At 53.6% G+C, this 24,560-nt stretch carries 23 protein-coding genes; 17 read left to right on the plus strand and 6 right to left on the minus strand.

The window, feature by feature from the left end; genetic code table 11:
• The first annotated feature begins 78 nt into the window (after nucleotides 1-78).
• The 7 genes from cvpA to hisP all read left to right on the plus strand — a co-directional run bounded on the left by cvpA (nucleotide 79) and on the right by hisP (nucleotide 6,203).
• On the plus strand, nucleotides 79-564 hold the full coding sequence (gene cvpA / locus ACO6VX_RS01440; protein WP_003854265.1) for a colicin V production protein: 486 nt from the start codon (nucleotides 79-81) through the stop codon (nucleotides 562-564).
• A 37-nt stretch (nucleotides 565-601) separates the two neighbouring features.
• Entirely contained in the window at nucleotides 602-2,119 is a 1,518-nt protein-coding gene (gene purF / locus ACO6VX_RS01445) for an amidophosphoribosyltransferase (protein WP_010258001.1), read from the plus strand.
• Between the two features lie 112 nt (nucleotides 2,120-2,231).
• A complete protein-coding gene (locus ACO6VX_RS01450; protein ID WP_422457485.1) occupies nucleotides 2,232-2,801 on the plus strand; it encodes a UbiX family flavin prenyltransferase in 570 nt (189 codons plus the stop codon).
• A 259-nt stretch (nucleotides 2,802-3,060) separates the two neighbouring features.
• Nucleotides 3,061-3,843 carry a lysine/arginine/ornithine ABC transporter substrate-binding protein ArgT gene (gene argT, locus ACO6VX_RS01455; RefSeq protein WP_010258004.1) on the plus strand — a complete coding sequence of 261 codons (783 nt, stop codon included), beginning with the start codon at nucleotides 3,061-3,063 and terminating at the stop codon, nucleotides 3,841-3,843.
• Nucleotides 3,844-4,022: 179 nt separating this feature from the next.
• On the plus strand, nucleotides 4,023-4,712 hold the full coding sequence (locus ACO6VX_RS01460) for a histidine ABC transporter permease HisQ (RefSeq protein ID WP_010258006.1): 690 nt from the start codon (nucleotides 4,023-4,025) through the stop codon (nucleotides 4,710-4,712).
• Entirely contained in the window at nucleotides 4,705-5,421 is a 717-nt protein-coding gene (locus ACO6VX_RS01465) for an ABC transporter permease (protein ID WP_010258010.1), read from the plus strand. Before ACO6VX_RS01460 ends, ACO6VX_RS01465 begins: the two co-directional genes overlap by 8 nt.
• Before the next feature lie 8 nt (nucleotides 5,422-5,429).
• Entirely contained in the window at nucleotides 5,430-6,203 is a 774-nt protein-coding gene (hisP, locus tag ACO6VX_RS01470) for a histidine ABC transporter ATP-binding protein HisP (RefSeq protein WP_010258014.1), read from the plus strand.
• Between the two features lie 135 nt (nucleotides 6,204-6,338).
• On the opposite strand, the gene ACO6VX_RS01475 is transcribed toward hisP, so the two are convergent.
• Complete coding sequence (locus ACO6VX_RS01475; RefSeq protein ID WP_010258017.1) at nucleotides 6,339-7,286, minus strand: sugar-binding transcriptional regulator; 948 nt, start codon at nucleotides 7,284-7,286, stop codon at nucleotides 6,339-6,341.
• A 195-nt stretch (nucleotides 7,287-7,481) separates the two neighbouring features.
• Here ACO6VX_RS01475 and dalD point away from each other — a divergent pair, with 195 nt between their 5' ends.
• Genes dalD through ACO6VX_RS01490 form a run of 3 tightly spaced genes read left to right on the plus strand, consistent with a single transcriptional unit; the run spans nucleotide 7,482 to nucleotide 11,650 of the window.
• A complete protein-coding gene (gene dalD / locus ACO6VX_RS01480; protein WP_010671449.1) occupies nucleotides 7,482-8,870 on the plus strand; it encodes a D-arabinitol 4-dehydrogenase in 1,389 nt (462 codons plus the stop codon).
• Between the two features lie 2 nt (nucleotides 8,871-8,872).
• Entirely contained in the window at nucleotides 8,873-10,342 is a 1,470-nt protein-coding gene (gene xylB / locus ACO6VX_RS01485) for a xylulokinase (protein ID WP_422457486.1), read from the plus strand.
• A gap of 27 nt (nucleotides 10,343-10,369) precedes the next feature.
• The gene (locus ACO6VX_RS01490; protein WP_010258025.1) at nucleotides 10,370-11,650 is read left to right on the plus strand and encodes an MFS transporter; all 1,281 of its coding nucleotides are present in this window, start codon (nucleotides 10,370-10,372) and stop codon (nucleotides 11,648-11,650) included.
• Between the two features lie 33 nt (nucleotides 11,651-11,683).
• Here the strand turns inward: ACO6VX_RS01490 and ACO6VX_RS01495 are convergent, their stop codons facing one another.
• Nucleotides 11,684-12,580: a TIGR01777 family oxidoreductase gene (locus ACO6VX_RS01495; RefSeq protein ID WP_010258028.1), complete on the minus strand. Its 897-nt coding sequence runs from the start codon at nucleotides 12,578-12,580 to the stop codon at nucleotides 11,684-11,686.
• 182 nt (nucleotides 12,581-12,762) lie between these two features.
• Here ACO6VX_RS01495 and yfcF point away from each other — a divergent pair, with 182 nt between their 5' ends.
• Both yfcF and yfcD read left to right on the plus strand, forming a co-directional pair.
• The gene (gene yfcF / locus ACO6VX_RS01500) at nucleotides 12,763-13,404 is read left to right on the plus strand and encodes a glutathione transferase (RefSeq protein WP_010258032.1); all 642 of its coding nucleotides are present in this window, start codon (nucleotides 12,763-12,765) and stop codon (nucleotides 13,402-13,404) included.
• A gap of 108 nt (nucleotides 13,405-13,512) precedes the next feature.
• Nucleotides 13,513-14,037, plus strand: a complete 525-nt coding sequence (gene yfcD, locus ACO6VX_RS01505) for an NUDIX hydrolase YfcD (RefSeq protein ID WP_010258035.1) — start codon at nucleotides 13,513-13,515, stop codon at nucleotides 14,035-14,037.
• A 109-nt stretch (nucleotides 14,038-14,146) separates the two neighbouring features.
• On the opposite strand, the gene pta is transcribed toward yfcD, so the two are convergent.
• The gene (gene pta, locus ACO6VX_RS01510; RefSeq protein ID WP_324700880.1) at nucleotides 14,147-16,279 is read right to left on the minus strand and encodes a phosphate acetyltransferase; all 2,133 of its coding nucleotides are present in this window, start codon (nucleotides 16,277-16,279) and stop codon (nucleotides 14,147-14,149) included.
• Between the two features lie 85 nt (nucleotides 16,280-16,364).
• Nucleotides 16,365-17,567, minus strand: coding sequence for an acetate kinase (ackA, locus tag ACO6VX_RS01515; RefSeq protein WP_010258040.1), 1,203 nt, complete (start codon nucleotides 17,565-17,567; stop codon nucleotides 16,365-16,367).
• A 337-nt stretch (nucleotides 17,568-17,904) separates the two neighbouring features.
• Between ackA and yfbV the strand changes: the two genes are divergently transcribed.
• The 3 genes from yfbV to ACO6VX_RS01530 all read left to right on the plus strand — a co-directional run bounded on the left by yfbV (nucleotide 17,905) and on the right by ACO6VX_RS01530 (nucleotide 19,670).
• Nucleotides 17,905-18,357, plus strand: coding sequence for a terminus macrodomain insulation protein YfbV (yfbV, locus tag ACO6VX_RS01520; protein ID WP_010258042.1), 453 nt, complete (start codon nucleotides 17,905-17,907; stop codon nucleotides 18,355-18,357).
• Between the two features lie 145 nt (nucleotides 18,358-18,502).
• Nucleotides 18,503-18,997, plus strand: coding sequence for a YfbU family protein (locus tag ACO6VX_RS01525; protein WP_163798967.1), 495 nt, complete (start codon nucleotides 18,503-18,505; stop codon nucleotides 18,995-18,997).
• 13 nt (nucleotides 18,998-19,010) lie between these two features.
• A complete protein-coding gene (locus ACO6VX_RS01530) occupies nucleotides 19,011-19,670 on the plus strand; it encodes a sugar phosphatase (protein WP_033767468.1) in 660 nt (219 codons plus the stop codon).
• Nucleotides 19,671-19,699: 29 nt separating this feature from the next.
• Here ACO6VX_RS01530 and yfbR read toward each other — a convergent pair whose 3' ends face one another.
• Both yfbR and ACO6VX_RS01540 read right to left on the minus strand, forming a co-directional pair.
• Nucleotides 19,700-20,299: a 5'-deoxynucleotidase gene (yfbR, locus tag ACO6VX_RS01535; RefSeq protein WP_010258048.1), complete on the minus strand. Its 600-nt coding sequence runs from the start codon at nucleotides 20,297-20,299 to the stop codon at nucleotides 19,700-19,702.
• A 75-nt stretch (nucleotides 20,300-20,374) separates the two neighbouring features.
• Nucleotides 20,375-21,592 carry a pyridoxal phosphate-dependent aminotransferase gene (locus tag ACO6VX_RS01540; RefSeq protein ID WP_010258051.1) on the minus strand — a complete coding sequence of 406 codons (1,218 nt, stop codon included), beginning with the start codon at nucleotides 21,590-21,592 and terminating at the stop codon, nucleotides 20,375-20,377.
• Between the two features lie 960 nt (nucleotides 21,593-22,552).
• On the opposite strand from ACO6VX_RS01540, the gene lrhA reads away from it, so the two are divergent.
• Complete coding sequence (gene lrhA, locus ACO6VX_RS01545; protein ID WP_010258055.1) at nucleotides 22,553-23,476, plus strand: transcriptional regulator LrhA; 924 nt, start codon at nucleotides 22,553-22,555, stop codon at nucleotides 23,474-23,476.
• A gap of 638 nt (nucleotides 23,477-24,114) precedes the next feature.
• Nucleotides 24,115-24,558 carry an NADH-quinone oxidoreductase subunit A gene (locus ACO6VX_RS01550; protein ID WP_010258058.1) on the plus strand — a complete coding sequence of 148 codons (444 nt, stop codon included), beginning with the start codon at nucleotides 24,115-24,117 and terminating at the stop codon, nucleotides 24,556-24,558.
• The last annotated feature ends 2 nt before the right edge of the window (nucleotides 24,559-24,560 follow it).

The following is a 24,560-nucleotide window of genomic DNA, read 5'->3' on the forward strand; positions in this document are numbered from 1 at the left end:
GCAAACGTTTTCTTTTTCTGTTAGAATGCGCCCCGAACTGGATGCAGGGGTGCAATTGCACTGGCGCTGGAAGAGTTCATGATCTGGATTGATTACGTCATTATTGCGGTAGTTGGTTTTTCGGCTCTGGTCAGCCTGGTCCGTGGGTTTGTCCGGGAAGCCTTATCTCTTGTTACCTGGGGATGCGCGTTTTTTGTCGCCAGTCATTACTACGCCTACCTTGCAGTCTGGTTTACAGGTTTTGACGACGAACTGGTTCGTAACGGTATCGCCATCGGTGTGCTGTTTGTGGCAACCCTGATTGTGGGGGCCATTGTGAACTACGTTATCGGCACGCTGGTGGAAAAAACCGGCCTGTCGGGAACCGACCGGGTGTTGGGCGTCTGTTTCGGGGCATTGCGTGGTGTGCTGATCGTAGCCGCTTTGCTGTTCTTCCTCGATACATTCACTGGCTTTTCCAAAAGTCCGGACTGGCAACAGTCTCAACTCATTCCCGAGTTCAGTTATATAATCAGGTGGTTTTTTGATTACCTGAAAAGCACGTCGAGTTTTTTACCCCGGTGATGTGACCGGGAGTGCGGCTTAATGAGGAAATGACAACATGTGCGGTATTGTCGGTATCACCGGTTTCATGCCGGTCAACCAGTCGATCTATGACGCGTTAACGGTGCTCCAGCACCGCGGGCAGGATGCCGCAGGCATTTGTACTATCGATGCGCTGAAATGTTTTCGCCTGCGAAAGGCAAACGGCCTGGTCAGCGACGTTTTCGAAGCACGCCACATGCAGCGTCTGCAGGGCAATATGGGGATCGGTCACGCGCGTTATCCAACCGCGGGAAGCTCCAGTGCCTCTGAAGCGCAGCCATTCTATGTAAACTCCCCGTATGGCATCACCCTGGCGCACAACGGTAACCTGACCAACGCCCACGTGCTGCGTAAGCACCTGTTTGAAAAGGGCCGCCGTCACGTTAATACCACCTCAGATTCTGAAATCCTGCTGAACATCTTTGCGCAGGAGTTAGATCGTTTCCAAAACGATCCGCTGACAGCCGACAACATCTTTGCTGCGGTTGCTGCCGTGCATCAGCAGGTGCGCGGAGCCTATGCGGTAGTGTCGATGATTATCGGCCACGGCATGGTCGCCTTCCGTGATCCTAACGGTATCCGTCCGCTGGTGCTGGGCAAGCGCGTTATCGCTGATGGCCGCACCGAATATATGGTCGCCTCCGAGAGCGTGGCGCTGGATACGCTGGGCTTTGAGTTCATCCGTGACGTTGCACCGGGTGAAGCGGTTTATGTGACTGAGGCGGGCCAGCTGTCTACCCGCCAGTGCGCTGAAAATCCGAAAAGCAATCCGTGCCTGTTCGAGTATGTCTATTTTGCGCGTCCCGACTCCTTCCTCGACAAAATCTCGGTCTACAGCGCCCGTGTTCGTATGGGCACCAAGCTGGGTGAGAAAATTGCGCGCGAGTGGGAAGATCTCGATATCGACGTTGTGATTCCGATTCCTGAAACCTCCACCGATATCGCGCTGGAAATTGCACGTATTCTCGACAAACCCTATCGCCAGGGCTTCGTGAAGAACCGGTACGTTGGCCGTACTTTTATCATGCCGGGCCAGCAGTTACGCCGCAGCGCGGTGCGCCGCAAGCTCAACGCTAACCGCGCCGAATTCCGTGATAAAAACGTGCTGCTGGTGGATGACTCTATTGTTCGCGGTACCACCTCAGAGCAGATTATTGAGATGGCGCGTGAAGCGGGCGCAAAAAGGGTTTATCTGGCGTCAGCGGCGCCGGAAATTCGTTTCCCGAACGTCTACGGTATCGATATGCCCAGCGCCACGGAACTGATTGCGCATGGCCGTGAAGTGGAAGAGATTCGCCAGCTGATTAAAGCCGATGCGCTGATCTTCCAGGATCTGGACGATCTGATCGAAGCGGTTCGCGAAGAGAATCCGGACATTGCACAATTTGAGTGCTCGGTGTTCAACGGCATTTACGTGACGAAAGATGTCGATCAGCAATATCTGGAGTATCTCGAGTCGCTGCGTAATGATGATGCCAAAGCGCTTCAGCGGCAGAACGAAGTCGAAAACCTCGAGCTGCACAACGAAGGCTGATACCTTCAGCAGGCGGGCAGCATAAAACAGGGCGGGAGCAATCCCGCCCTGTTTGTTTTCAGAAACCCGCAGGCCGCGTATGATGGCCCATTGGCTGACATAAGGTTGGAATATGAAACGACTCATCATTGGCATCTCTGGCGCAAGCGGGGTGATCTATGGCGTGCGCATGCTGCAGGTGTTGCAGCAGGTGGAAGAAGTAGAAACGCATCTGGTCATGAGTCAGGCGGCGCGTCAGACGCTGGGACTGGAGAGCGATTATTCGCTGCGTGACGTGCAGGCGCTGGCCGATGTGGTGCATGACGTGCGCGATATTGCAGCAAATATCTCATCTGGATCGTTTAAAACGCTGGGCATGGCGATTTTACCCTGCTCAATGAAAACGCTCTCTGGCATCGTCCACAGTTACAGTGACTCGTTGCTGACCCGTGCGGCTGACGTGGTGTTAAAAGAGCAGCGTAAGCTGGTGCTGTGCGTGCGCGAAACCCCGCTGCATGTTGGGCATCTGCGAATGATGACCACCGCCGCAGAGCTGGGTGCCATTATCATGCCACCCGTGCCGGCATTTTATCATCGGCCTGAAACGATCGATCAGCTGATCGATCAGACCGTTAACCGGGTTATCGACCAGTTTGATATCGAATTATTGGAAGATCTCTTCACGCGCTGGCAGGGTGCATAAAGTTCCGCTGGCGCACTTATTTAGTGCATAAGCGCGCCTCGGATCACTCTTCGTGCATTTGACGCACCAAAAGTTAACAACGTCGCTTTTTCTCTTTTACTTCACTGCTATATTCCCCTCACAAACACAGCGTTTTCGCCTGTCTGACATCACGCTAACAGCGTGGTTAACTTGCAGAACTGGCATGAAACATGCAAATTACTTTGCGCAAACACATCACGAACCACATAACAAAAAGCACTTCACTTGAGGGTAATCTATGAAAAAGCGTGTTCTGGCTCTTTCCCTGATGCTGGGCTTATCCAGTGCTGCCAGCGTCTTCGCGGCGGTTCCGGGTTCAATCCGTATCGGCACAGATCCAACTTACCCACCGTTTGAGTCGAAAAACGCGCAAGGCAAGTTAGTGGGCTTCGATATCGACCTCGCTAACGAAATCTGTAAACGTATTCATACCCAATGTACCTATGTTGAGAGCGACTTTGATGCGCTGATCCCTTCGCTGAAAGCGAAGAAAATTGATGCCATCATCTCCTCACTTTCCATCACAGCGAAACGTCAGGAAGAGATCGCCTTCTCGGAAAAACTCTACGCCGCTAACGCGCGTTTAGTCGCACCGAAGGGATCGAAAATTGAGCCGACCATTGAGTCCCTGAAAGGCAAAAACATCGGTCTGCTGCAGGGCACCACCCAGGAAACTTACGCCAATCAGAACTGGCGGCCAAAAGGGGTGAACGTCACACCTTATGCAAACCAGGATCTGGTCTATCAGGATCTGAATGCCGGTCGTATTGATGCTGCCTTCCAGGATGAAGTGCAGGCCAGCGAAGGGTTCCTGAAGCAGCCGGTCGGTAAAAATTACGCCTTCGCCGGTCCGGCCGTGAAAGATGACAAGATTTTTGGCGTCGGTACCGGCATGGGACTGCGTAAAGATGACAGCGAACTGAAAGCCGCCATCGACAAAGCCTTTGCTGACATGCGTAAAGATGGCACCTACGACAAGATTGCGAAGAAATACTTCGATTTCAACGTGTACGGCGACTAACCATCCTGTCGCTTTACCCTCTGTGTCCGTTTTGCCGGGTCTGAGCCGGTTCTGCCAGGTGCAGAATCGGGTTCTTTTCCGCTAATGGCGGATGGCATCTGCAACAGAGAGGTAAAGCTAAACTGCCCGTCTCGCTTGCGGGCAGCGTTTCGTTTTCACCCCACGACAGGACCCTCTCGATGCTGTATGGCTATTCTGATGTAATTCTTCGGGGCACGCTGGTGACGCTGGAACTGGCGCTCACTTCCGTCGTGCTGGCAGTGCTGCTGGGCCTGATTGGCGCAGGCGCGAAACTGTCGCGCAGCCGGCCACTGGCGATGATTTTTGAAGGCTACACCACGCTGATTCGTGGCGTGCCAGACCTTGTACTGATGCTGCTGATCTTCTACGGTCTGCAGATTGTCCTCAACCAGATAACCGATGCGCTGGGTATGGCGCAGTTTGATATCGACCCGATGGTCGCCGGTATCATCACGCTCGGCTTTATCTATGGTGCCTACTTCACCGAAACGTTCCGCGGCGCCTTTATGGCCGTGCCTCAGGGGCAGATTGAAGCAGCAACCGCGTTTGGCTTTACCGGCGCGCAGGTGTTCCGCCGCATTCTGTTTCCGGCCATGATGCGCTACGCGCTGCCAGGCATCGGCAACAACTGGCAGGTGATTCTGAAAGCCACTGCGCTGGTCTCGCTGCTGGGGCTGGAAGATGTGGTGAAGGCGACGCAGCTGGCAGGAAAAAGTACCTGGCAGCCGTTCTACTTCGCCATTGTGGCCGGTGTGATTTATCTGGTATTTACCACGCTGTCAAACGGTGTGCTGTGGTGGCTTAACCGGCGCTATACGGTAGGTGTAAAGAGGGCGAGTTATGATTGATATTATTCAGGAATACTGGAAATCGCTGCTCTGGACTGACGGTTATCGTTTTACCGGTGTAGCTATCACCCTGTGGCTGCTGATCCTCTCGGTCACCATTGGCGGATGTCTGGCAATCCTGCTGGCGATAGCGCGGGTTTCCCCTAACCGGTTTATCAGCTTTCCGGTCTGGCTCTTCACCTACGTCTTTCGCGGCACGCCGCTCTATGTGCAGCTGCTGGTGTTCTACTCCGGCATGTACACGCTGGAGATTGTGAAAGGCACTGAACTGCTGAATGCCTTTTTTCGCAGTGGTCTGAACTGTACGCTGCTCGCCTTCACCCTCAACACCTGCGCCTACACCACGGAAATTTTTGCTGGTGCGATTCGCTCGGTGCCACACGGTGAGATTGAGGCGGCAAGGGCGTACGGCTTCTCTACTTTTAAACTTTATCGCTGCATTATCCTGCCATCGGCGCTGCGTACGGCACTGCCGGCCTACAGCAACGAAGTGATTCTGATGCTGCACTCCACGGCGCTGGCCTTCACCGCCACCGTGCCGGATCTGCTGAAAATCGCGCGCGATATTAACTCGGCAACCTATCAGCCGTTTACCGCCTTTGGTCTGGCGGCTGTGTTGTACCTGATTATCTCTTACGTGTTGATCAGCCTGTTCCGCCTGGCGGAACGTCGCTGGCTGGCCCACGTGAAACCCTCTTCATCGCATTGAGTAGAACTATGGCTGACAATAAATTAAGCGTCACCGAATTGCATAAGCGTTACGGTGAACATGAAGTGCTGAAAGGGGTCTCGTTAACTGCTAAAGCGGGCGATGTGATCAGTATCATTGGATCGTCCGGCTCAGGGAAAAGTACCTTTTTACGCTGCATCAACTTCCTCGAAAAACCGAGTGAAGGCAGCATCATGGTGAATAACCAACAAATCACCTTAGTCCGTGACAAAGATGGTCAGCTCAAAGTGGCTGACAAAGAGCAGCTGCGCGCGTTACGTACCAGCCTGACCATGGTGTTCCAGCATTTTAATCTGTGGAGTCACATGACCGTGCTGGAAAACGTGATGGAAGCGCCGATTCAGGTGCTGGGGCTGAGTAAAGCGGCGGCGCGTGAGCGTGCCATCAAATACCTCGATAAAGTCGGAATTGATGCGCGGGCACAGGCAAAATATCCGGTTCACCTCTCCGGCGGTCAGCAGCAGCGTGTGTCGATTGCGCGCGCGCTGGCGATGGAGCCAGAGGTGTTGCTGTTTGACGAACCCACTTCGGCGCTTGATCCGGAGCTGGTCGGGGAAGTACTGCGCATCATGCAGAAGCTGGCGGAGGAGGGCAAAACCATGGTGGTCGTGACCCACGAGATGGAGTTTGCCCGTCACGTCTCCAGTCATGTCATTTTCCTGCATCAGGGTAAAATCGAAGAGCAGGGGCCGCCTGCGGAACTGTTCGGCAGCCCGAAAAGCCCACGTTTACAGCAGTTCCTCAAGGGATCGCTGAAGTAACGGTTAGATGTTAGTTAAGGTGAGGGAATCAGGGCACCGGCGTAACGTGCCCTGCGCAGAATAAGTGCGAGCCGCGTTTGAGATTTTGCGTCATCTCTGCGTTCTGCCCTCGCACTCTGCATCCATGCTGAGATATCACTTTTGCAGTAGCTTCAGCGCCGTATCCTCATCGGTCACCAGTCCCGATACCCAGCCGCCCTGTAATGCGGCACGGATTGCTGGATACTTGCGCTCGCTACCCGCAAAGCCAATAATTTTACGCTGAGTCCGGCTTTCCAGTCGCACGCTGGTCAGTAGCTCATCCGTTTCGCCCCATACCCGCTCACCCTGCTGATTGAAAAAGTGACCGAGCATTTCGCCCACCACGCCGCGCCCATTTAGCGCCTCGACCTGCGCATCTGTGATGAATCCCTCGGCATTCAAAGGACAGCCCGGCATCACTTCGCCAATACCCACAAAAGCCACGTCCGCCTGTAATGCGCGATCAATGACGCGCTGGTAAACCTTATGCTGAACCCACATCGCTTTATCCTCTGGGGTGTCGGCGTATAAGGGGGCGGGGATAAAGAAATACTTACCTTGCATCTTTTCGGCCATCTTCAACGGTACGTCATAGCGAGTACCGGAATCATCCCGCGCGATGGCACCAATCATGGAAACGCAATGATGCTGCGGGCGATCAACCCAGGGTAGCGCATCAATCATTGAGCGCAGGGTTTTACCGGAACCAATACCGAACACCTGAGGCGTTTCCTCATTGATGAATTGTGTCATCACCGCCGCGCCTTCAACTGCCAGCATTTGTTGAATAGCCTCATCATTCAGACTGGCAGATGGCACAACGCGGCACAAATCCAGACCAAACTTCGCCTGTACCTCACGCGCCAGCTGCAGACAGTGTGTGACGGGATGATCAATTTTTACGTTCACCATGCCCATTTCACGTGCACTGGATACCAGCCGCTGCGCTACCTGTCGTGACAATCCCAATGCCTGCGCAATCTCCTGCTGTGTCACGCCTGCGACGTAATACATCCATGCGGCACGTGCGGCCAGCTCCTGCTTTTTTTCTTCTCTGCTCATCACGATGTTCCGTCGAATTTGAGGGGACATCTTAACGCCGTGCGGGTCGAAAAGCACTAACTGAGCAAAAGCCCGGAATGAGAGCAAAAATATTATTTGTGACTCAGCTCGCAGAAGGATCTTCGTAATAGGCACTATGCTACAGGTCATCGGGCAAATGCCCTTAGGTGTGGCAAATGTTTAAATGAGGCGATTATGAACAACCAATCAGTGTGGATGCACATCGGCGCGGGATCTTTTCATCGTGCACATCAGGCGTGGTATCTGCATAAACTGCGTGAGCAGGGTGATGAAAGCTGGAGCATCGCGCTCGGCAATATCCGTAATGACGCAGTGCCGCTGCTCAATCAGCTCGCGGCGCAGCAGGGAGAATATGTGCTGGAAACCGTGACGCCTGAAGGTAAGCGCGACTACGAAACCATCACTTCGCTGCGCAAAATTTTGCCCTGGGACAGTGATATCAGTGCGTTGATCGAGCAGGGGGCCAGTGCGGAAACGCGTGTGATTAGCTTTACCGTGACCGAAGCGGGTTACTACCTGACGCCCGCGTTTACCCTGGATCTCAATCAGGCAGATGTGAAGGCCGATCTGGGTGGCGATATCCGCACCCTCTACGGTGCACTCAGCCATATTCTGACACAGCGTGTTGCGCAAGGCGGTCCGCCGGTTACGCTGCTGAACTGCGACAATCTGCGGCACAATGGTGAGCGTTTCCGTGACGCCTTCCTGGCGTTTCTTACGGCCAAAGGCGATACCGCGCTGGCCGACTGGGTGCGCACGCAAACCCGTTCACCGAATACCATGGTTGATCGCATTACACCCCGTCCTACTCCGGAGGTGGCAGAACGCGTGCAGGCGGCGACCGGCAAACAGGATGGCGCAGCAGTAATGGCCGAATCTTTTATTCAGTGGGTCATTGAGGATGATTTTATTGCCGGGCGCCCGGCGCTGGAAAAGGTCGGTGTTGAACTAGTGGAATCGGTACTGCCGTGGGAAGAGGCGAAAATTCGCATCCTCAATGCGACACATGCTGCGATTGCCTGGGCGGGCACACTGATTGGTCTGAACTATATCGATGAGAGCACCAGCCATCCGGCGATTTATCAACTGGCTCACGACTATGTGACCCAGGATGTCATTCCTTCTCTGTCTCCCAGCCCGCTTGATTTAGCGGATTATCGTGACGTGGTGCTGGCCCGCTTCAGTAATCCTTACATTAAAGATACCAATCAGCGCGTCGGTGCCGATGGTTTATCCAAAATTCCCGGCATGGTGACGCCAACCCTGCAACAGTGCTACCAGCGCGGTGCGCAGCCCACCGCAACGGCGGTGATTCCGGCACTGTTCTTCCTGTTTATGCAGCGATGGGCCGATGACAATTTACCCTATTGCTATCAGGACGGTGCGCTACAGGTCGATACGCTACGTAAGCAGTTCGCCAGCGCCGATCCGCTCCATGCATACCTGAGTGATAGCGCGCTGTTTGCGGAACTGGCATCTGATAAGGCGTTTCATGAGTTAGTCACCCGCCGTGTTGCGAGTTTGCAGCAGTGGCTGAAACAGCCTGAACTGGCGGCGGTGTAATTATGTATCTCGGCATTGATATTGGTACCTCAGAGCTTAAAGCGCTGATCATTAATACGCACGGTGAGATTGTGGCGGCTCAGCACGCCACGCTGAGCGTGCAGCGTCCCCATCCCCACTGGGCTGAACAGGATCCTGAATGCTGGTGGCAAGCCTGCAGCGAGGTTCTGGCGGGATTACGTCATCAGTTTCCTCTGGCATGGGCCGCGATTCGCGCTATTGGATTATCGGGACAGATGCACGGGGCCGTGTTGCTGGATGCCGGAGGGAAGGTGCTGCGTCCGTGTATCCTCTGGAACGACACGCGCAGTGCACCGCAGTGTGAAAGGCTACGGAAGAGCAATCCCCGGATAATGGAAATTAGCGGCAATATGATTATGCCCGGCTTCACTTTGCCGAAACTGCACTGGGTCGCGGAAAATGAGCCAGAAATTTTCAGCCGCATCGATAAGGTCCTGCTGCCGAAAGATTACCTGCGCTGGCGTCTTACCGGGCGCTTTGTCAGTGAGCCTTCGGATGCTGCCGGAACGCTGTGGCTCGATGTCTCCCGGCGTGACTGGTCGGAAGAACTGCTGGCCATCACCGGACTGAAGCGTGCCCAAATGCCTGAACTGGTAGAAGGCAGTGCCATAAGTGGACGCCTGCAGCCAACGCTGGCGAGCGAGTGGGGTTTATCTACTGCGGTTACTGTCGCGGGTGGCGGCGGTGACAATGCCGCATCGGCAATCGGTGTGGGGGCGGTGAATCCCGGTGATGCGTTTATCTCATTGGGTACCTCCGGTGTGATTTTTGTCGTAAACGACCGCTTACGGGCTGACCCTCAATGCGGGGTGCACGCCTTTTGCCATGCGTTACCGGGCCGCTGGCACCAGATGAGTGTGATGCTTAGCGCCGCCAGTTGTCTGCGCTGGTTGTGCAATCTGCTGTCGGTCAGTGAAAGCCAGCTGATGGAGGAGATGGTCCAGCTCAGTGATGAGCAAGTGCGTAGCGCCCCGGTTTTCCTGCCCTATCTGTCTGGTGAACGCACACCACATAACGATCCTGACGCATCCGGTTCTTTCTTCAATCTGCGCCATGAAACCCCGCGCGCCTTGCTGGGCTATGCGGTGGTTGAAGGCGTGGCATTTGGGCTGGCTGATGGGTTGAGTGTGCTCGGCGATGCCAGGCATCACATTCAGCAGTGCAGCCTGACCGGTGGTGGCGCACGTAGCACATTGTGGGCTCAATTGATTGCCGATGTGCTGCAACTGCCCATTGTTACCCATCCCGCCAGCGCATCTGGCGCGCTGGGTGCGGCACGTTTAGCGTGGCTGGCTGATGGCGGCCTTGAGCATGAGGTGTGTCTGAAGCCGGCTGTGCAGGCACGCTACCAACCGGACGAGACGCGCGGTGCCGTGCTGCAAAAGCGGCTATGTCTGTTCCGGGAACTCTACGTCCAGCAACAACAGGTGCGCAGTTTGCTGCCTGCATAACGACTAACCAGACAGAAGGTAATTGTGATGCAATCGAACGAATACTGGTTTGGCTTACCGAAAAAGATGTTCTGGGGCTTCCTCGCTATCGCAATCTTTATGGCGGGTGATGGCTTTGAAATGGCGTTTCTGTCGCGCCATATCACCGATATGGGCTTTACGCCCGCGCAGTCTGCAGTCGTATTCACCTTCTATGGCTTAGCGGCAGCCCTGGCGGCCTGGGCATCTGGCGTGGTAGCCGAGTTGATCACACCGCAGCGCGCGATGATGATTGGCTTTGTGTTATGGATCGTGATGCATACGCTGTTTATGTCGCTGGGGCTTGGCCTGCGCAACTATCCGCTGATGGTGCTGTTCTACGGCATTCGCGGGCTGGCTTATCCGCTGTTTATCTACTCTTTCATGATGATGCTGGTGCAGGTCTTACCGCGCGAAAAACTGGCGGCGGCGACCGGCTGGTTCTGGGCGATGTATTCTGTCGGCATCGGGGTGATTGGCAGCTATCTGCCAAGTCTCACCATTCCGATGCTGGGGGAAACGGGGACGCTGTGGCTGGCTATTATCTGGGTGGCCTGTGGTGGGATCCTCGCATACTTCAGCCTGCGCAAGGTACCGGTGGATCGCTCTCGTGTGAATTTGCCGATGCGTGACAAGATGACAGAGATGGCGCGTGCCGTGACCATCCTGTTCACCAATCAGAATGTGTTTTATGCCTGCCTGATTCGCATCATCAACACGCTGTCGCTGTTTGGTTTCGCCATTATCATGCCACTGCTGTTTGTCGATCGTCTCGGCTTTACCATCTCTGAATGGCTACAAATCTGGGCGGTGTTCTTCTTCGTCACTATATTTACGAATATCTTCTGGGGCCTCACGGGAGAGAAGCTGGGCTGGATCCGTCAGGTGCGCTGGTTTGGTTGCCTGGGGATGGCCATCTCCAGCCTGACCTTTTATTATCTGCCGCTGTATGCGGGTCATAACTTCTGGGTCGCATTAATCCCTGCGGTAATGCTGGGCATTTTTGTCGCCGCGTTTGTACCGATGACCGCTGTATTTCCCACGCTGGAACCGCATCACAAAGGCGCTGCGGTCTCTATTTACAACCTCTCCGCAGGACTCAGTAACTTTGTGGCACCGGCTATCGCCTCAGTCATGCTGCCGTTCTTCGACATTGTCGGTGTGGTATGGGCCTATACCGGGCTATACGTGTTCGCTGGCGTGCTGACCTTTATTATTCGTGTGCCACAACCGGGGCATACGCGTGAAGAGAAGGTAGTGAAGTCGCGTGTAGCAGAGCAGCGTAACTAACGAAACATACGGCGGCCCAGGGCCGCCGTATGTTTATCCTGCGACATCCTGCAACGCTTCCTGCAAATCGTACCAGCGGAAGCCAAAGCCTGAGGCTTCCAGCCGTTTTGGCAGCACATGCTGTCCTCCCAGCACCAGCACCGACGATTCGCCCATCATCAGTTTAATGGCGCTGGCAGGCGTGCGCATAAAGGCCGGACGATGCATAACCCGGCCCAGGGTGGCGGCAAACTGCTCGTTACGCACCGCGTAGGGAGCGACCATATTGAACGGACCCCGCAGATCGTCATGCTCCAGCAGCCAGATAATGGCGTTTAGCATGTCATCAATGTGAATCCACGGCATGTACTGTTTACCACTGCCAATCGGCCCGCCGATGCCGAGTTTAAAGGGCAGCTTCATTTTGCTGAGTGCGCCGCCCTCAGACGCCAGCACCACGCCGGTTCGCAGCAGGCAGACGCGGGTGCGTTCGCTTTCAGCCGCGAGCGCCAGCTGCTCCCAGCGGGCGCAGAGCTGATGAGTAAACTCATCCTGACCCTGATCCTCTTCAGTCAGCACCAGATCGCCGGTGTTGCCATAAAAGCCGGTTGCCGAACCTGAGATCAACACGGAAGGTGGCGTGGCGCTGGCGTTGATCAGTGAGACAATCTGCTCGGTTATCTGCCAGCGGCTTTCACACAGCTGCTGTTTATGCGGCTCCGTCCAGCGTTTGTCGGCAATAGGTTCTCCCGCCAGATTAATGACCGCATCGATCGTATCCAGGTTCGACTGTTGCGCCAGCCCTGACCAGAGCGCGACCTCTTCGCCCAGTTTTTCACGCGCGCTGACCACGTCACGCGTCACCACACTGATCTGATGCCCCAGCTGTTGCAGGCGCGGAATCAGGTGACGGCCAATCAGTCCCGTGCCACCGGTAATAAGAATGTGCATGTTGCGGCTCCCTTGATGTTTTTGTTATTTGCATCTTTCAGCATAGAAGAGTCGAGCCACTCTATCGTGAGTCGCGTCGCGCTTTCTTATTCCGGAGGCAGAGATCGGATCAGCTCAGCGTTGCCTTCCCAAATAAAAATCGGTAAACATGATGCAACCCTGACAGCCAATTGAGGTAACCGATGAATTATCCGTCCATCACCCTGTGGTCAGATTCATCATTTTTCAGTCCTTACGCCATGTCGGCCTATGTTGCTCTTACCGAAAAAGGGATCCCTTTCCAGCTGAAGCGCGTCGATTTGTCGCAGAATCAGCAATACGCCGCGGCTTACCGCGAGCTGTCGCTGACCTGCCGGGTCCCGACCCTGCAGATTGATGCGTTCCTGTTAAGCGAATCCTCGGCGATTACCGAATATCTTGAAGAGCGCTTTCCGGCGCCCGAATTTGAGCGCCTCTATCCCCGCGACCGCGAGAAGCGTGCCCGCGCCAGAGAGATCCAGGCCTGGCTGCGCAGTGACTTCCTGTGGATACGTCAGGAGCGTCCCACAGAAGTGCTGTTTGCCGGTGAGCGCTTTGCGCCGCTGACCGCATCAGCGCAGCAGGCGGTGGATAAACTGGTTATGGCCGTTGATCGCCTGCTGCCGGACGGGCAACAGAACCTGTTTGGCGAGTGGTCAATTGCGGATACCGATCTGGCGGTGATGCTTAACCGGCTGGTATTGCATGGCGATCCTTTGCCCGCGCGTCTGCGGGATTATGCTGAGTTTCAGTGGCAGCGAGCCTCAGTACAGCTGTGGTTAGCAGAAAGTGGTAAAAATCGGTAACAGCCAGGGCTTGCTCAGGCTGCCGGAAGTGATTACCTTACGCCACATAAAAATAAAGACGTGGCAAACTGCGTACCCAAGTGTACGCCAAACAGGAAAGGGTTACGGATGGTGGATCAAACTGCGGGTGACGGCATCGAGTGGGTCGATATCGTAAACGAAGAGAATGAAGTTGTTGCTCAGGCAACACGTGCGCAGATGCGCGCTGAGTGCCTGCGTCACCGCGCTACCTATATTGTGGTTCATGACGGTATGGGCAAGATTCTGGTGCAGCGTCGCACAGAGATAAAAGATTTTATGCCGGGCAAACTGGACGCAACCGCAGGCGGCGTGGTGCAGAGCGGTGAAGATATGCTGGAGTCTGCGCGACGTGAAGCGGAAGAGGAGTTAGGGATTGCCGCGGTGCCGTTTGCTGAGCATGGCAAATTCTACTTCGAAGATCAGCACTGTCGCGTCTGGGGCGGTCTGTTCAGTTGTGTGTCACATGGGCCATTCGCCATGCAGGAATCGGAAGTCGATGAGATTATCTGGATGACGCCCGATGAGATCACCGCACGTTGTGATGAGTTCACTGACGATTCGCTTAAAGCGCTCTCTCTGTGGATGAGCCGCAACGGCGATAACCGGGCCTGAAAACGGGCGCTTTAACGCGTCTCAGCGATCCGCATTAAAGCCTCCGGCTCTGTTACCGGCGAAAAAAAGGCATGCCCTGGGGCATGCCTTTTGCGTTCTTACCTGACGCTTAGCCTTGTTCAGCCTGCTGAGACTGAATAGCGGTTAAGGCGATGGTATAGACGATGTCATCAACCAGCGCACCGCGCGACAGGTCGTTAACCGGCTTACGCATACCCTGCAGCATCGGCCCGATTGAGATCAGATCGGCTGAACGCTGTACCGCTTTATACGTGGTGTTACCGGTGTTCAGATCCGGGAAGATAAAGACGGTGGCGCGACCGGCAACCTGTGAATCTGGCGCTTTCGACTTCGCCACATCTTCCATAATCGCGGCGTCATACTGCAGCGGACCATCAATGACCAGATCAGGACGTTTTTCCTGCGCGATACGCGTTGCTTCACGCACTTTTTCAACGTCGCTGCCTGCACCTGACGTGCCGGTAGAGTAGGAGATCATCGCAACACGTGGATCGATACCAAAGGCTTTAGCAGAGTCGGCTGACTGAATAGCGATCTCAGCCAGTTGCTCAGCGGTGGGATCCGGGTTAATCGCGCAGTCACCGTAAACCAGCACCTGCTCCGGCAGCAGCATAAAGAACACCGATGAAACCAGTGAGCTGTTAGGCGCAGTTTTGATCAGCTGCAGAGGCGGACGAATGGTGTTGGCGGTGGTGTGAACCGCACCTGAAACCAGGCCATCCACTTCGCCGCTCTCCAGCATCATGGTGCCCAGCACCACGTTATCTTCCAGTTGTTCCTGGGCGACCACTTCGGTCATCCCTTTGCTCTTACGCAGCTCAACCAGACGCGGCACGTAGTTTTCACGCACCTGTTCCGGATCAACAATCTCAACCCCTTTGCCCAGTTCGACACCCTGAGCCGCAGCAACACGCTGAATCTCATCCGGGTTGCCTAACAGTACGCAGGTGGCGATACCGCGTTCAGCACAGATAGCGGCCGCTTTAACCGTACGCGGCTCATCACCCTCTGGCAGCACGACGCGTTTGCCCGCTTTACGCGCCAGCTCAGTCAGCTGATAGCGGAAGGCCGGTGGCGACAGGCGACGGCTGCGCTCTGACGTGGCGGTCAGTGACTCAATCCAGTCAGCATTAATGTAGCTGGCAACATATTCCTGCACTTTCTCGATGCGCTGCGTGTCGTCAGCGGGCACTTCAAGATTAAAGCTCTGCAGGCTCAGAGAGGTCTGCCAGGTATTGGTTTTCACCATAAACACCGGCAGGCCGGTCTGGAAGGCACGGTCACAGAGGCGCGCGATACGATCGTCAATCTCGTAGTTACCGGTCAGCAGGATAGCGCCAATCTCAATGCCGTTCATGGCGGCCAGACAGGCGGCGACCAGTACATCCGGGCGGTCTGCGGAAGTCACCAGCAGTGAGCCTGGACGGAAATGCTCCAGCATGTGCGGGATACTACGGGCGCAGAAGGTGACCGATTTAACCCGGCGGGTCTGAATCTCACCTTCGTTGATGATGCGCGCATCCAGGTGGCGGCACATATCGATTGCGCGGGTGGCGATCAGATCAAAGCTCCACGGCACGCAGCCCAGCACCGGCAGCGGGCTGTCTGAGAACAGCTGCTTAGGATCGATATTGGCGATGCTGGCTTTTGACGAGTCATCAAAAATTTCTGACAGGTCAGGGCGGGTACGCCCCTGATCATCGACCGGCGCGTTGAGTTTATTGATGATCACGCCAGTGATATTTTTATTCTTCTGACCGCCGAAGCTGCTCTGCGTCAGTTCAATGCGCTCTTTCAGCTGTGTCGGAGAGTCATTGCCCAGCGCCATCACGAAGACGATTTCAGCATTCAGGGTTTTCGCGATTTCATAGTTCAGCGCGTTGGCGAACTGATGCTTACGGGTAGGGACCAGACCTTCAACCAGCACTACTTCCGCATTCTGCGTGTTGGCATGGTAACGGGAGATGATCTCTTCCATCAGCACATCCTGCTGGTTCGATCCCAGCAGTGATTCAACACGTGACATCTGCAGCGGTTCAGCGGCAGGAATCGAAGAGTTCTTACGGATAATAGTGGTGGTTTGATCCGGCGTATCGCCGCCGGTACGCGGCTGAGCAATCGGCTTAAAGACGCTGAGTCGAACGCCTTTGCGCTCCATGGCGCGGATAACGCCGAGGCTGACGCTGGTCAGGCCGACGCTGGTGCCGGTCGGAATGAGCATAATTGTACGTGACACGTTTGAACCTCTCAGTAATGGCAGGGTGTCAAAAACAACTCCGTCAGCCTGAGCTGACGGAGAGAAGTGTTTACGCAGTCAGACGCGCGGCGTCCTGGGCGATGACCAGCTCTTCGTTGGTCGGGATCACCAGCGCCGGGCGGGTGCCTTCTTTATTGATGTAACCAGATTTACCGAAACGGGCCGCCAGGTTGCGATCGTGATCGACGTCAAAGCCCAGCAGCGCCAGTTTTTTCAGTGAGAGTTCACGAACCATCGCGGCGTTTTCACCGATGCCGCCAGTAAATACCACGGCGTCCAGGCGGCCATCCATCAGCGCAGTGTAGCTGCCGATATATTTCGCCAGGCGATGACAGAAGACATCCATTGCGCGCTTCGCATCTTCTTTGGTGGTGTAGTTATCTTCCACGTAGCGGCAGTCGCTGGTGACTTCAGTCAGACCTAACAGGCCAGACTCTTTGGTCAGCAGTTTATTGATGGCATCGACGCTCATACCCAGCGTATCGTGCAGGAAGAAGATAATTGCCGGGTCGATGTCGCCACTGCGGGTACCCATCACCAGGCCTTCCAGTGGGGTCAGGCCCATTGAGGTGTCCACACACTCGCCGTTGCGAATGGCAGAGACAGAACCGCCGTTACCGAGGTGGCAGGTAATAATATTCAGTGACTCAAGCGGCTTGTTGAGCATTTTGGCCGCTTCATGGGTCACATAGAAGTGGCTGGTACCATGCGCGCCATAGCGACGAACGCCATGCTCTTTATACAATTTGTACGGCAGCGCATAGAGATAAGACTCTTCCGGCATTGTCTGATGGAAAGCGGTGTCAAATACCGCGACATTCTTATCTGACAGGTGCGGGAAGTTTTTCATCGCTTCATCAATACCGATCAGATGAGCCGGATTGTGCAGCGGTGCAAAAGAAGAGGCGTCTTTGATGCCCTGTACCACTTCTTCAGTGATGATGACTGACTGAGTCAGCTTCTCGCCGCCATGAACGATACGATGGCCGATTGCAGCAATTTGTGCCGAAAGCTCAGGTTTTTGTGCCAGAATGGTTTTAACGATAAAGTTCAGCGCTTCACTATGCGCTGCGCCAGCACCCAGAGGCGCTTCCTGTTTTTCGCCTTCCAGCTTCCATTTGATGCGGGCTTCAGGAAGGTGGAAACATTCCGCCAGGCCAGACAGGAATTCTTCACCGCTGGCAGGGTTGAGGATGGCAAACTTAAGGGAAGAGCTGCCACAGTTCAGAACCAGAACTAACTTACTCGACATGGAAGTACCTATTTTTTGAGAGTGGCTAAATAAAACGCAATCAGACTAACAGCGTAGCCCATGAAAGCTGGTAGATTAATGACAAACATCATGCGGTAGACAGAATTCTGCATTTCCGCAAAAAATTTCGGCAATCTTACGCGAAAATTTGAAGATTGCCTCGTCTGAACCTGGCTCAGGCCTATTCCCAAAAGCGCAATCCGCTTCCGGAAAGGGGATAAAACGGCGTCAGAATAGCTGGAGTCACCTTTAAAGACAAAAATAATTGAAGGATGTCACGTAAAGTTGTGTAGTTATAACTATTTTTTAATTTTTACAGCATTAGTTGAGGTGAGCCATGGCGAATGAATCTGGCAGTACCAATTGGTTTCGGATGTTTCAGCGCGGCCAACACTATATGAAGACCTGGCCGGCTGATAAGCGCCTGGCACCCATGTTCCCGGAAAACCGTGTTTCATCGGCAACGCGTTTTGCTATTCGCTTTATGCCACCTTTGGCGATTTTTACGCTGACCTGGCAGATCGCGATGGGCGGTCAGTTAGGCCCGGCCGTGGCGACCGCGCTGTTTGCCTGTACCCTGCCGATGCAGGGATTATGGTGGCTGGGAAAGCGTTCTGTGACGCCGCTGCCGCCGACGCTGCTTAACTGGTTTCATGAAGTTCGTGCCCGGCTGGAAGAAGCGGGGCAGGCGACAGCGCCAGTAGAAGGCAAGCCGACCTATCAGGCGCTGGCCGATCTGCTAAAGCGGGCGTTCAAACAACTCGACCGCACTTTCCTCGACGATCTCTGACCCATCCCAGGCTGGCGGTAAAATATTTACCGCTAACCTGCGGCCAAATCAAAGAATGGTGATACGGCGATTTCCGTGTCGCTAACGCTGTGCAATGATTTCTCCATTGTCGATTAACTGAGCGGTCTCTGACCGGGAGTAAATGATGGAAATGACCCATGCGCAGCGTTTGATTCTCACTAATCAGTACAAAATGATGGCCATGCTTGAGCCGGAAAATGCGGAGCGTTTTCGCCGTTACCAGACCATCATCGAGCGCGGTTATGCGCTGCAGATGCGGGAGCTGGACAAAGAGTTTGGCGAACTCAGCGAAGCGATCTGCCGGACGGTGATCGATATTATGGAAATGCATCACGCTCTCCACGTCTCGTGGTCGAACCTTAAAGAGAAAGGTGAGCTTGAAGAGCGGCGTCTGGCCTTTCTGGGCTTCGATGCGGCAACGGAAGCGCGCCTGCTGGGTTATGTCCGTTTTATGGTCAATACAGAAGGGCGTTATACCCACTTCGATTCCGGCACCCATGGTTTTAATGCGCAGACCCCAATGTGGGAAAAGTATCAACGGATGTTAGCTTTGTGGCAGACTTGTCAGCGCCAGTACCATTTAAGTGCAAACGAAATTGCGCAAGTGATTAATGCCTGATGAGGAGGAGCGCGTGACCTACAGAGGTTTTCTATTTGATTTAGACGGCACGCTGGTGGATTCACTGCCAGCGGTTGAACGAGCCTGGAGCCAGTGGGGTGCCCGTCATGGCATCGAGGCTGATGAGATCCTGGATTTCATTCATGGCAAACAGGCGATCACCTCTCTGCGTCATTTCATGGCAGGCCAGTCGGAAGAGGCTATTCAGGCGGAGTTTGTTGCGCTGGAGCAGGCTGAAGCGGCGGACACCGACGGTGTGCAGGCGCTGCCAGGGGCCAACGCGTTGCTGAACCGGCTGAACGAACTGCAGATTCCCTGGGCGATTGTCACTTCCGGTTCAGTGCCGGTCGCACATGCACGTCATAAAGCCGCAGGCTTACCGAAGCCCGCCGTGTTTATTACCGCTGAACAGGTGGCTAAGGGCAAACCGGAGCCCGATCCCTACCTGCTTGGCGCGGAGAAGCTGGGATTAGCGGCGACATCGTGCGTGGTTGCAGAAGACGCACCTGCCGGAATCTTATCCGGCCTGAATGCTGGCTGCGCGGTGATTGCCATCAATGCGCCGGCGGAGACGCCCCGGCTGGATGAGGTAGCGCTTCAGCTCGACTCACTGGCGTCACTGGTGATAACCCGCGAGTCTGACGGCAGCTTTACCTTCCGTCAGCAGGCTTAAGGGCTGGCCCGGCGGCCAGACCGCCGGGCTTAGAGTGGCGTATCCTGCGAGATTTCATCCAGTGACAGGCTGAAGCTCGGAATAAACACCTCAACGAAGTAATCCATCTCCGGTGAACGCCGAAGTGCCAGGGTCTTTTCCAGCCGCGCTTTGGCCAGTAAAAATTCGTTGTTCCCGGCAGACAACTCCTCAAGACATTTTACATATGCACAGAGCGCATCCGCCTGTTTCACAACAGCCTGCTCCTCTTCGCTGTGCAGATGCTCATCGATCAGCGGGCGATAGATCGCCTGAAACTCTTCAGGCAGCATCTCAATCAGCTTCTGCTGAGCAATCTTCTCGATTTTCTTATATTCGTGGGCGATCTGCGCGTTGTAATACTTTACCGGGGTCGGTAAATCGCCGGTGAGCACTTCGCTGGCATCGTGGTAAAGCGCCAGCATGGCAATGTGATCGGCATTAAGCGACCCGTTGAATTTAAGGTTTTTGATCACGGCCAGGGCATGCGCCACCATAGCGACCTGCAGACTGTGTTCGGAGACATTTTCGGTGCGCACATTGCGCATCAGCGGCCAGCGATTGATCAGCTTAAGACGGGAGAGATGAGCAAAGAAGTGGCTTTGTGTCATGAGCGTTCCTGTTGGCTGGCGGGGGAGAGACAGGCTCTGGCTCTCCCCAAATAGCGTCAGTATACGCGGGCCCGATTATTGACGATAGCCTTGCAGGAAGCGGCCAAATTTATTGATCGCCATCTCAAGATCATCCACACGAGGCAGCGTAACAATGCGCAGGTGATCGGGCCATGGCCAGTTAAAGGCACTGCCCTGAACCAGCAGCACCTTCTCCTGTAACAGAAAATCCAGCACCATCTTCTGATCGTCGAAAATGTTGAATTTTTTGGCATCGATTTTCGGGAACATATAAAGCGCGCCCTGTGGCTTCACACAGCTGACGCCTGGGATATCATTAATCAACTCCCAGGCGCGCTGCCGCTGCTCGTAGAGACGACCACCCGGCATGATAAATTCGCTAATGCTCTGGTAGCCGCCCAGCGCCGTCTGAATCGCATGCTGCGCCGGTACGTTGGCACACAGGCGCATCGAGGCGAGCATCTCCAGTCCTTCTATATAGCCTTTAGCATGTTTCTTTGGCCCGTTCAGTACCATCCAGCCCTGACGGAAACCGGCAACGCGATAGGTTTTAGAAAGGCCATTAAAGGTAACAGTCAGCAGATCGGGTGCCAGCGCTGCGATGCAGTGATGCTGTGCATCGTCATAGAGGATCTTGTCGTAGATCTCATCGGCGAAAATAATCAGGTTATGCTGACGCGCAATTTCAACCACCTCTAACAGCAGCTCTTTGCTGTAGACCGCGCCAGTGGGGTTATTCGGGTTGATAATCACGATGCCGCGGGTACGAGGCGTTATCTTGCTGCGGATATCATCGAGGTCAGGGAACCAGCCTGCTGATTCGTCACAGAGATAGTGCACTGCTTTACCGCTGGAGAGGGAAACCGCAGCCGTCCATAACGGATAGTCGGGGGCCGGCACCAGCATTTCGTCGCCGCTGTTCAGTAACGCCTGCATCGCCTGCACGATGAGTTCTGAAACACCGTTGCCAATGTAGATATCTTCTACGGTGACATCGCGCATGTCGCGCGCCTGGTAGTGCTGCATGATCGCTTTACGGGCGGAATAGAGCCCCTTGGAGTCACAATAGCCCTGAGAGCTGGGAAGGTTACGAATAACATCGACCAGTATCTCATCCGGTGCTTCAAAACCAAACGGCGCCGGGTTGCCAATGTTCAGCTTCAGAACTTTGTTACCTTCTTCTTCGAGGCGCTTAGCCTCTTTCAGTACCGGGCCACGGATGTCATAGCAGACGTTATCGAGTTTTCCGGATTTATCAATTTGAAAAGTCATTGTTACCGCCTTAATGGGCAGAATCCTTTTGGCTGCCACAGAAATCCAACCAGCACAATGTACTCTCCTGACAGTCACAAAAGAAGGGTGCCGCCCCGTTTTGGCGGGTTCAACAACTTTTTGCCCGGTGCGCAGCGTAAAAAATATTTGTTGTCGCGTAAACTGGTTAATAAAACCATAAATTGGCATTAATGCAGGATTTTAACTTGTCCAAAGCGCTGCTGAACCGACATATGGCTTTAGCATCATGAACGCTATCTGGAAGTTATTGAAATGGAACTTTTCTTTGCACCTGAAATATACACTTAGAGAAATAGTTAAAGGATATTTTATAAATGTTCAAATTATGGACGATTTTATAACGTGTCTGAAGATTACGCCTTAACGCTGCTTAAGAGTGGCGCGTTTAAGGCCTTGTGTTCGCCGGAAAAGTGCCAAAAGCAGAGCTTCATATGGCACCTTTATTGCAGGATTGTGAGCCGTACTTAACACTTCCTCACTAAATTTCAGAACGCTGAAGGCTTAAAAAGTGATCAATAATGTGGCATAAGGGTCTGGAAATGCCTTTAGCACAAAATTTACAGCGCTTTTCACAAAATCATTTCCATTTTGAAGTCAAAAATGATTAAGTATAATTTATTATTTAGTGCACTTTGCCGCTTCGCTTTGATAGCCCGTAAAGTGCGCTTTCTATCCCACACGATTCTTTCTGGTGGGAATAAGACAACTACGCAGCTTCCTGCATTTGCGCACCCAGCGCCATCGGTTCAGAAGTTGTATCTGTCTTGAATAGCACTATGACCCTTCAGAGGAGTCAACAGTGCAGGATCCACATAAACTTTTTTTGTGTCAGTCTTCACACAGGACTGTCATTGAGCACCATTACTGCTTATCACTTTGATAAGCTTGTGATAACACCAGGGTAGTAGTTCGTAAAAATCTTATAAGTGAAGAAAAAACATGACTAATGCAAATCGTCCGATACTGAATCTCGACCTCGATCTGCTGAGAACCTTCGTTGCCGTTGCGGATTTGAATACCTTTGCAGCTGCTGCTGCAGCGGTCTGCAGAACCCAGTCAGCAGTCAGTCAGCAGATGCAGCGTCTGGAACAATTGGTAGGTAAAGAGCTGTTTGCCAGACATGGACGTAATAAGCTTCTGACAGAGCACGGTATCCAGCTTTTAGGCTATGCGAGAAAAATTCTTCGTTTTAACGACGAAGCCTGCACATCTCTGATGTACAGCAACATTCAGGGCGTGCTGACTATTGGCGCCTCTGATGACACCTCTGACACTATTCTGCCGTTCCTGCTAAACCGGGTGACCTCGGTTTATCCGAAACTGGCAATCGATGTGCGGGTTAAACGTAATCCGTTTATGATGGAAATGCTCAATCAGGGTGAAGTGGACCTGGTTGTGACGACTTCCAGCCCGGGCAATTTTACCTATCAGGTACTGCGTACTTCACCTACCTTGTGGTACTGCGCAGCGGATTATATCTTCCAGCGTGGCGAAGCCATTCCACTGGTATTGCTGGATGAGCCAAGTCCTTATCGTGATATGGCTATCGATCATCTCAACGAAGCGGGCATCCCGTGGCGTATCTCTTATGTCGCTTCCACACTGGCTGCAGTACGCGCAGCGGTGAAAGCGGGACTGGGCGTGACGGCACGTCCGGTCGAGATGATGAGCCCGGAACTGCGTGTTATGGGTGCAGCTGAAGGACTGCCGGTACTGCCGGATACGCAATATCTGCTGTGCCGTAATCCAGACAGCGATAATGAACTGGCGCTGGCTATCTTCAATGCCATGCAGTCCACCAATGATCCTTATAACCTGAGCAATAATCCCGACGGTTCACTGTTGCTGGATGACGAAGAGTAATTTCGCTAACGTGTTGTACTCAATACCTGCGTGATTGCCTTAATAAACGCTTATAAATAAGCCTCTCCTTCCCTGAAAAGAACGAGAGGCTTTTTTGTGCCTGACCCTCGTCCGATGTTCCTTACTGCTCATCTGCCTCTCCTGACCCGACTAAAAAAGTTTCACCACCTGCTTAATTGAAACATCCAGACCAAAAAACCGAACGCTTTGTTCCGAATCACCGTTTCAGGTGGGGAAAATTAACGCATAAAGGGCAAAAGTGTGTTCTGGATCAAAAAAATAGCCCTGGAAAGGGGAGGGAAAATTCAGTGATACCTGTCAAAATATGTTTGTTAAATGCACGATCCATGCATGTGAATACCCGCTACACTAAAATTAACCCTACAGACTGAAGCGATTTAGCTGGAAAGCGGGGCATCATTTGTTAATAATATGATGCAGGTGTGAAATAATGTTTGGATACTTTTGTCAAAGTTGACAAAAGGTTATAGAAAGGAGTAAAAAACCCCATAAAATAGCTGCTTATTACGTAATAACAGCGACATTTGAAAGGTTTTTATCCTTCCCTTGAATCGATGTGGTCAGTTTGCTGCGGGAAACGCGTGCAGGATGCCAGCGCCACTTTTGATGAGTAAGCAATGAGTATGTCAACTACCACCGAAATCATCGCTCAGCACTGGGCGTTTATCGTATTTATCGTTATTGCCTTTGGCCTGTGTGCTTTCATGCTGACCGGAGGATGGCTGCTTGGCGGCAGAGCGCGCGCCCGCTACAAAGACACGCCATTCGAATCGGGCATTGAATCCGTTGGTGATACCCATATCCGCCTGTCGGCGAAATTTTATCTGGTTGCGATGTTTTTCGTCATCTTCGACGTCGAAGCCCTCTTTTTATACGCATGGGCGACTTCAATCCGTGAAAGCGGTTGGATCGGCTTTGTGGAAGCCGCAATTTTCATTTTGGTGCTCCTGGCGGGTCTGGTCTATCTGGTACGCATTGGCGCACTGGACTGGGCTCCAGCTCGCCGTCGCGTGGTGGTCAAAACCACTACGGTCAGCCACACCAATCCTCATAAGCAGTAAAA

Source organism: Pantoea sp. BJFS-204, assembly GCF_049310725.1.
GTDB lineage: Bacteria > Pseudomonadota > Gammaproteobacteria > Enterobacterales > Enterobacteriaceae > Pantoea > Pantoea agglomerans.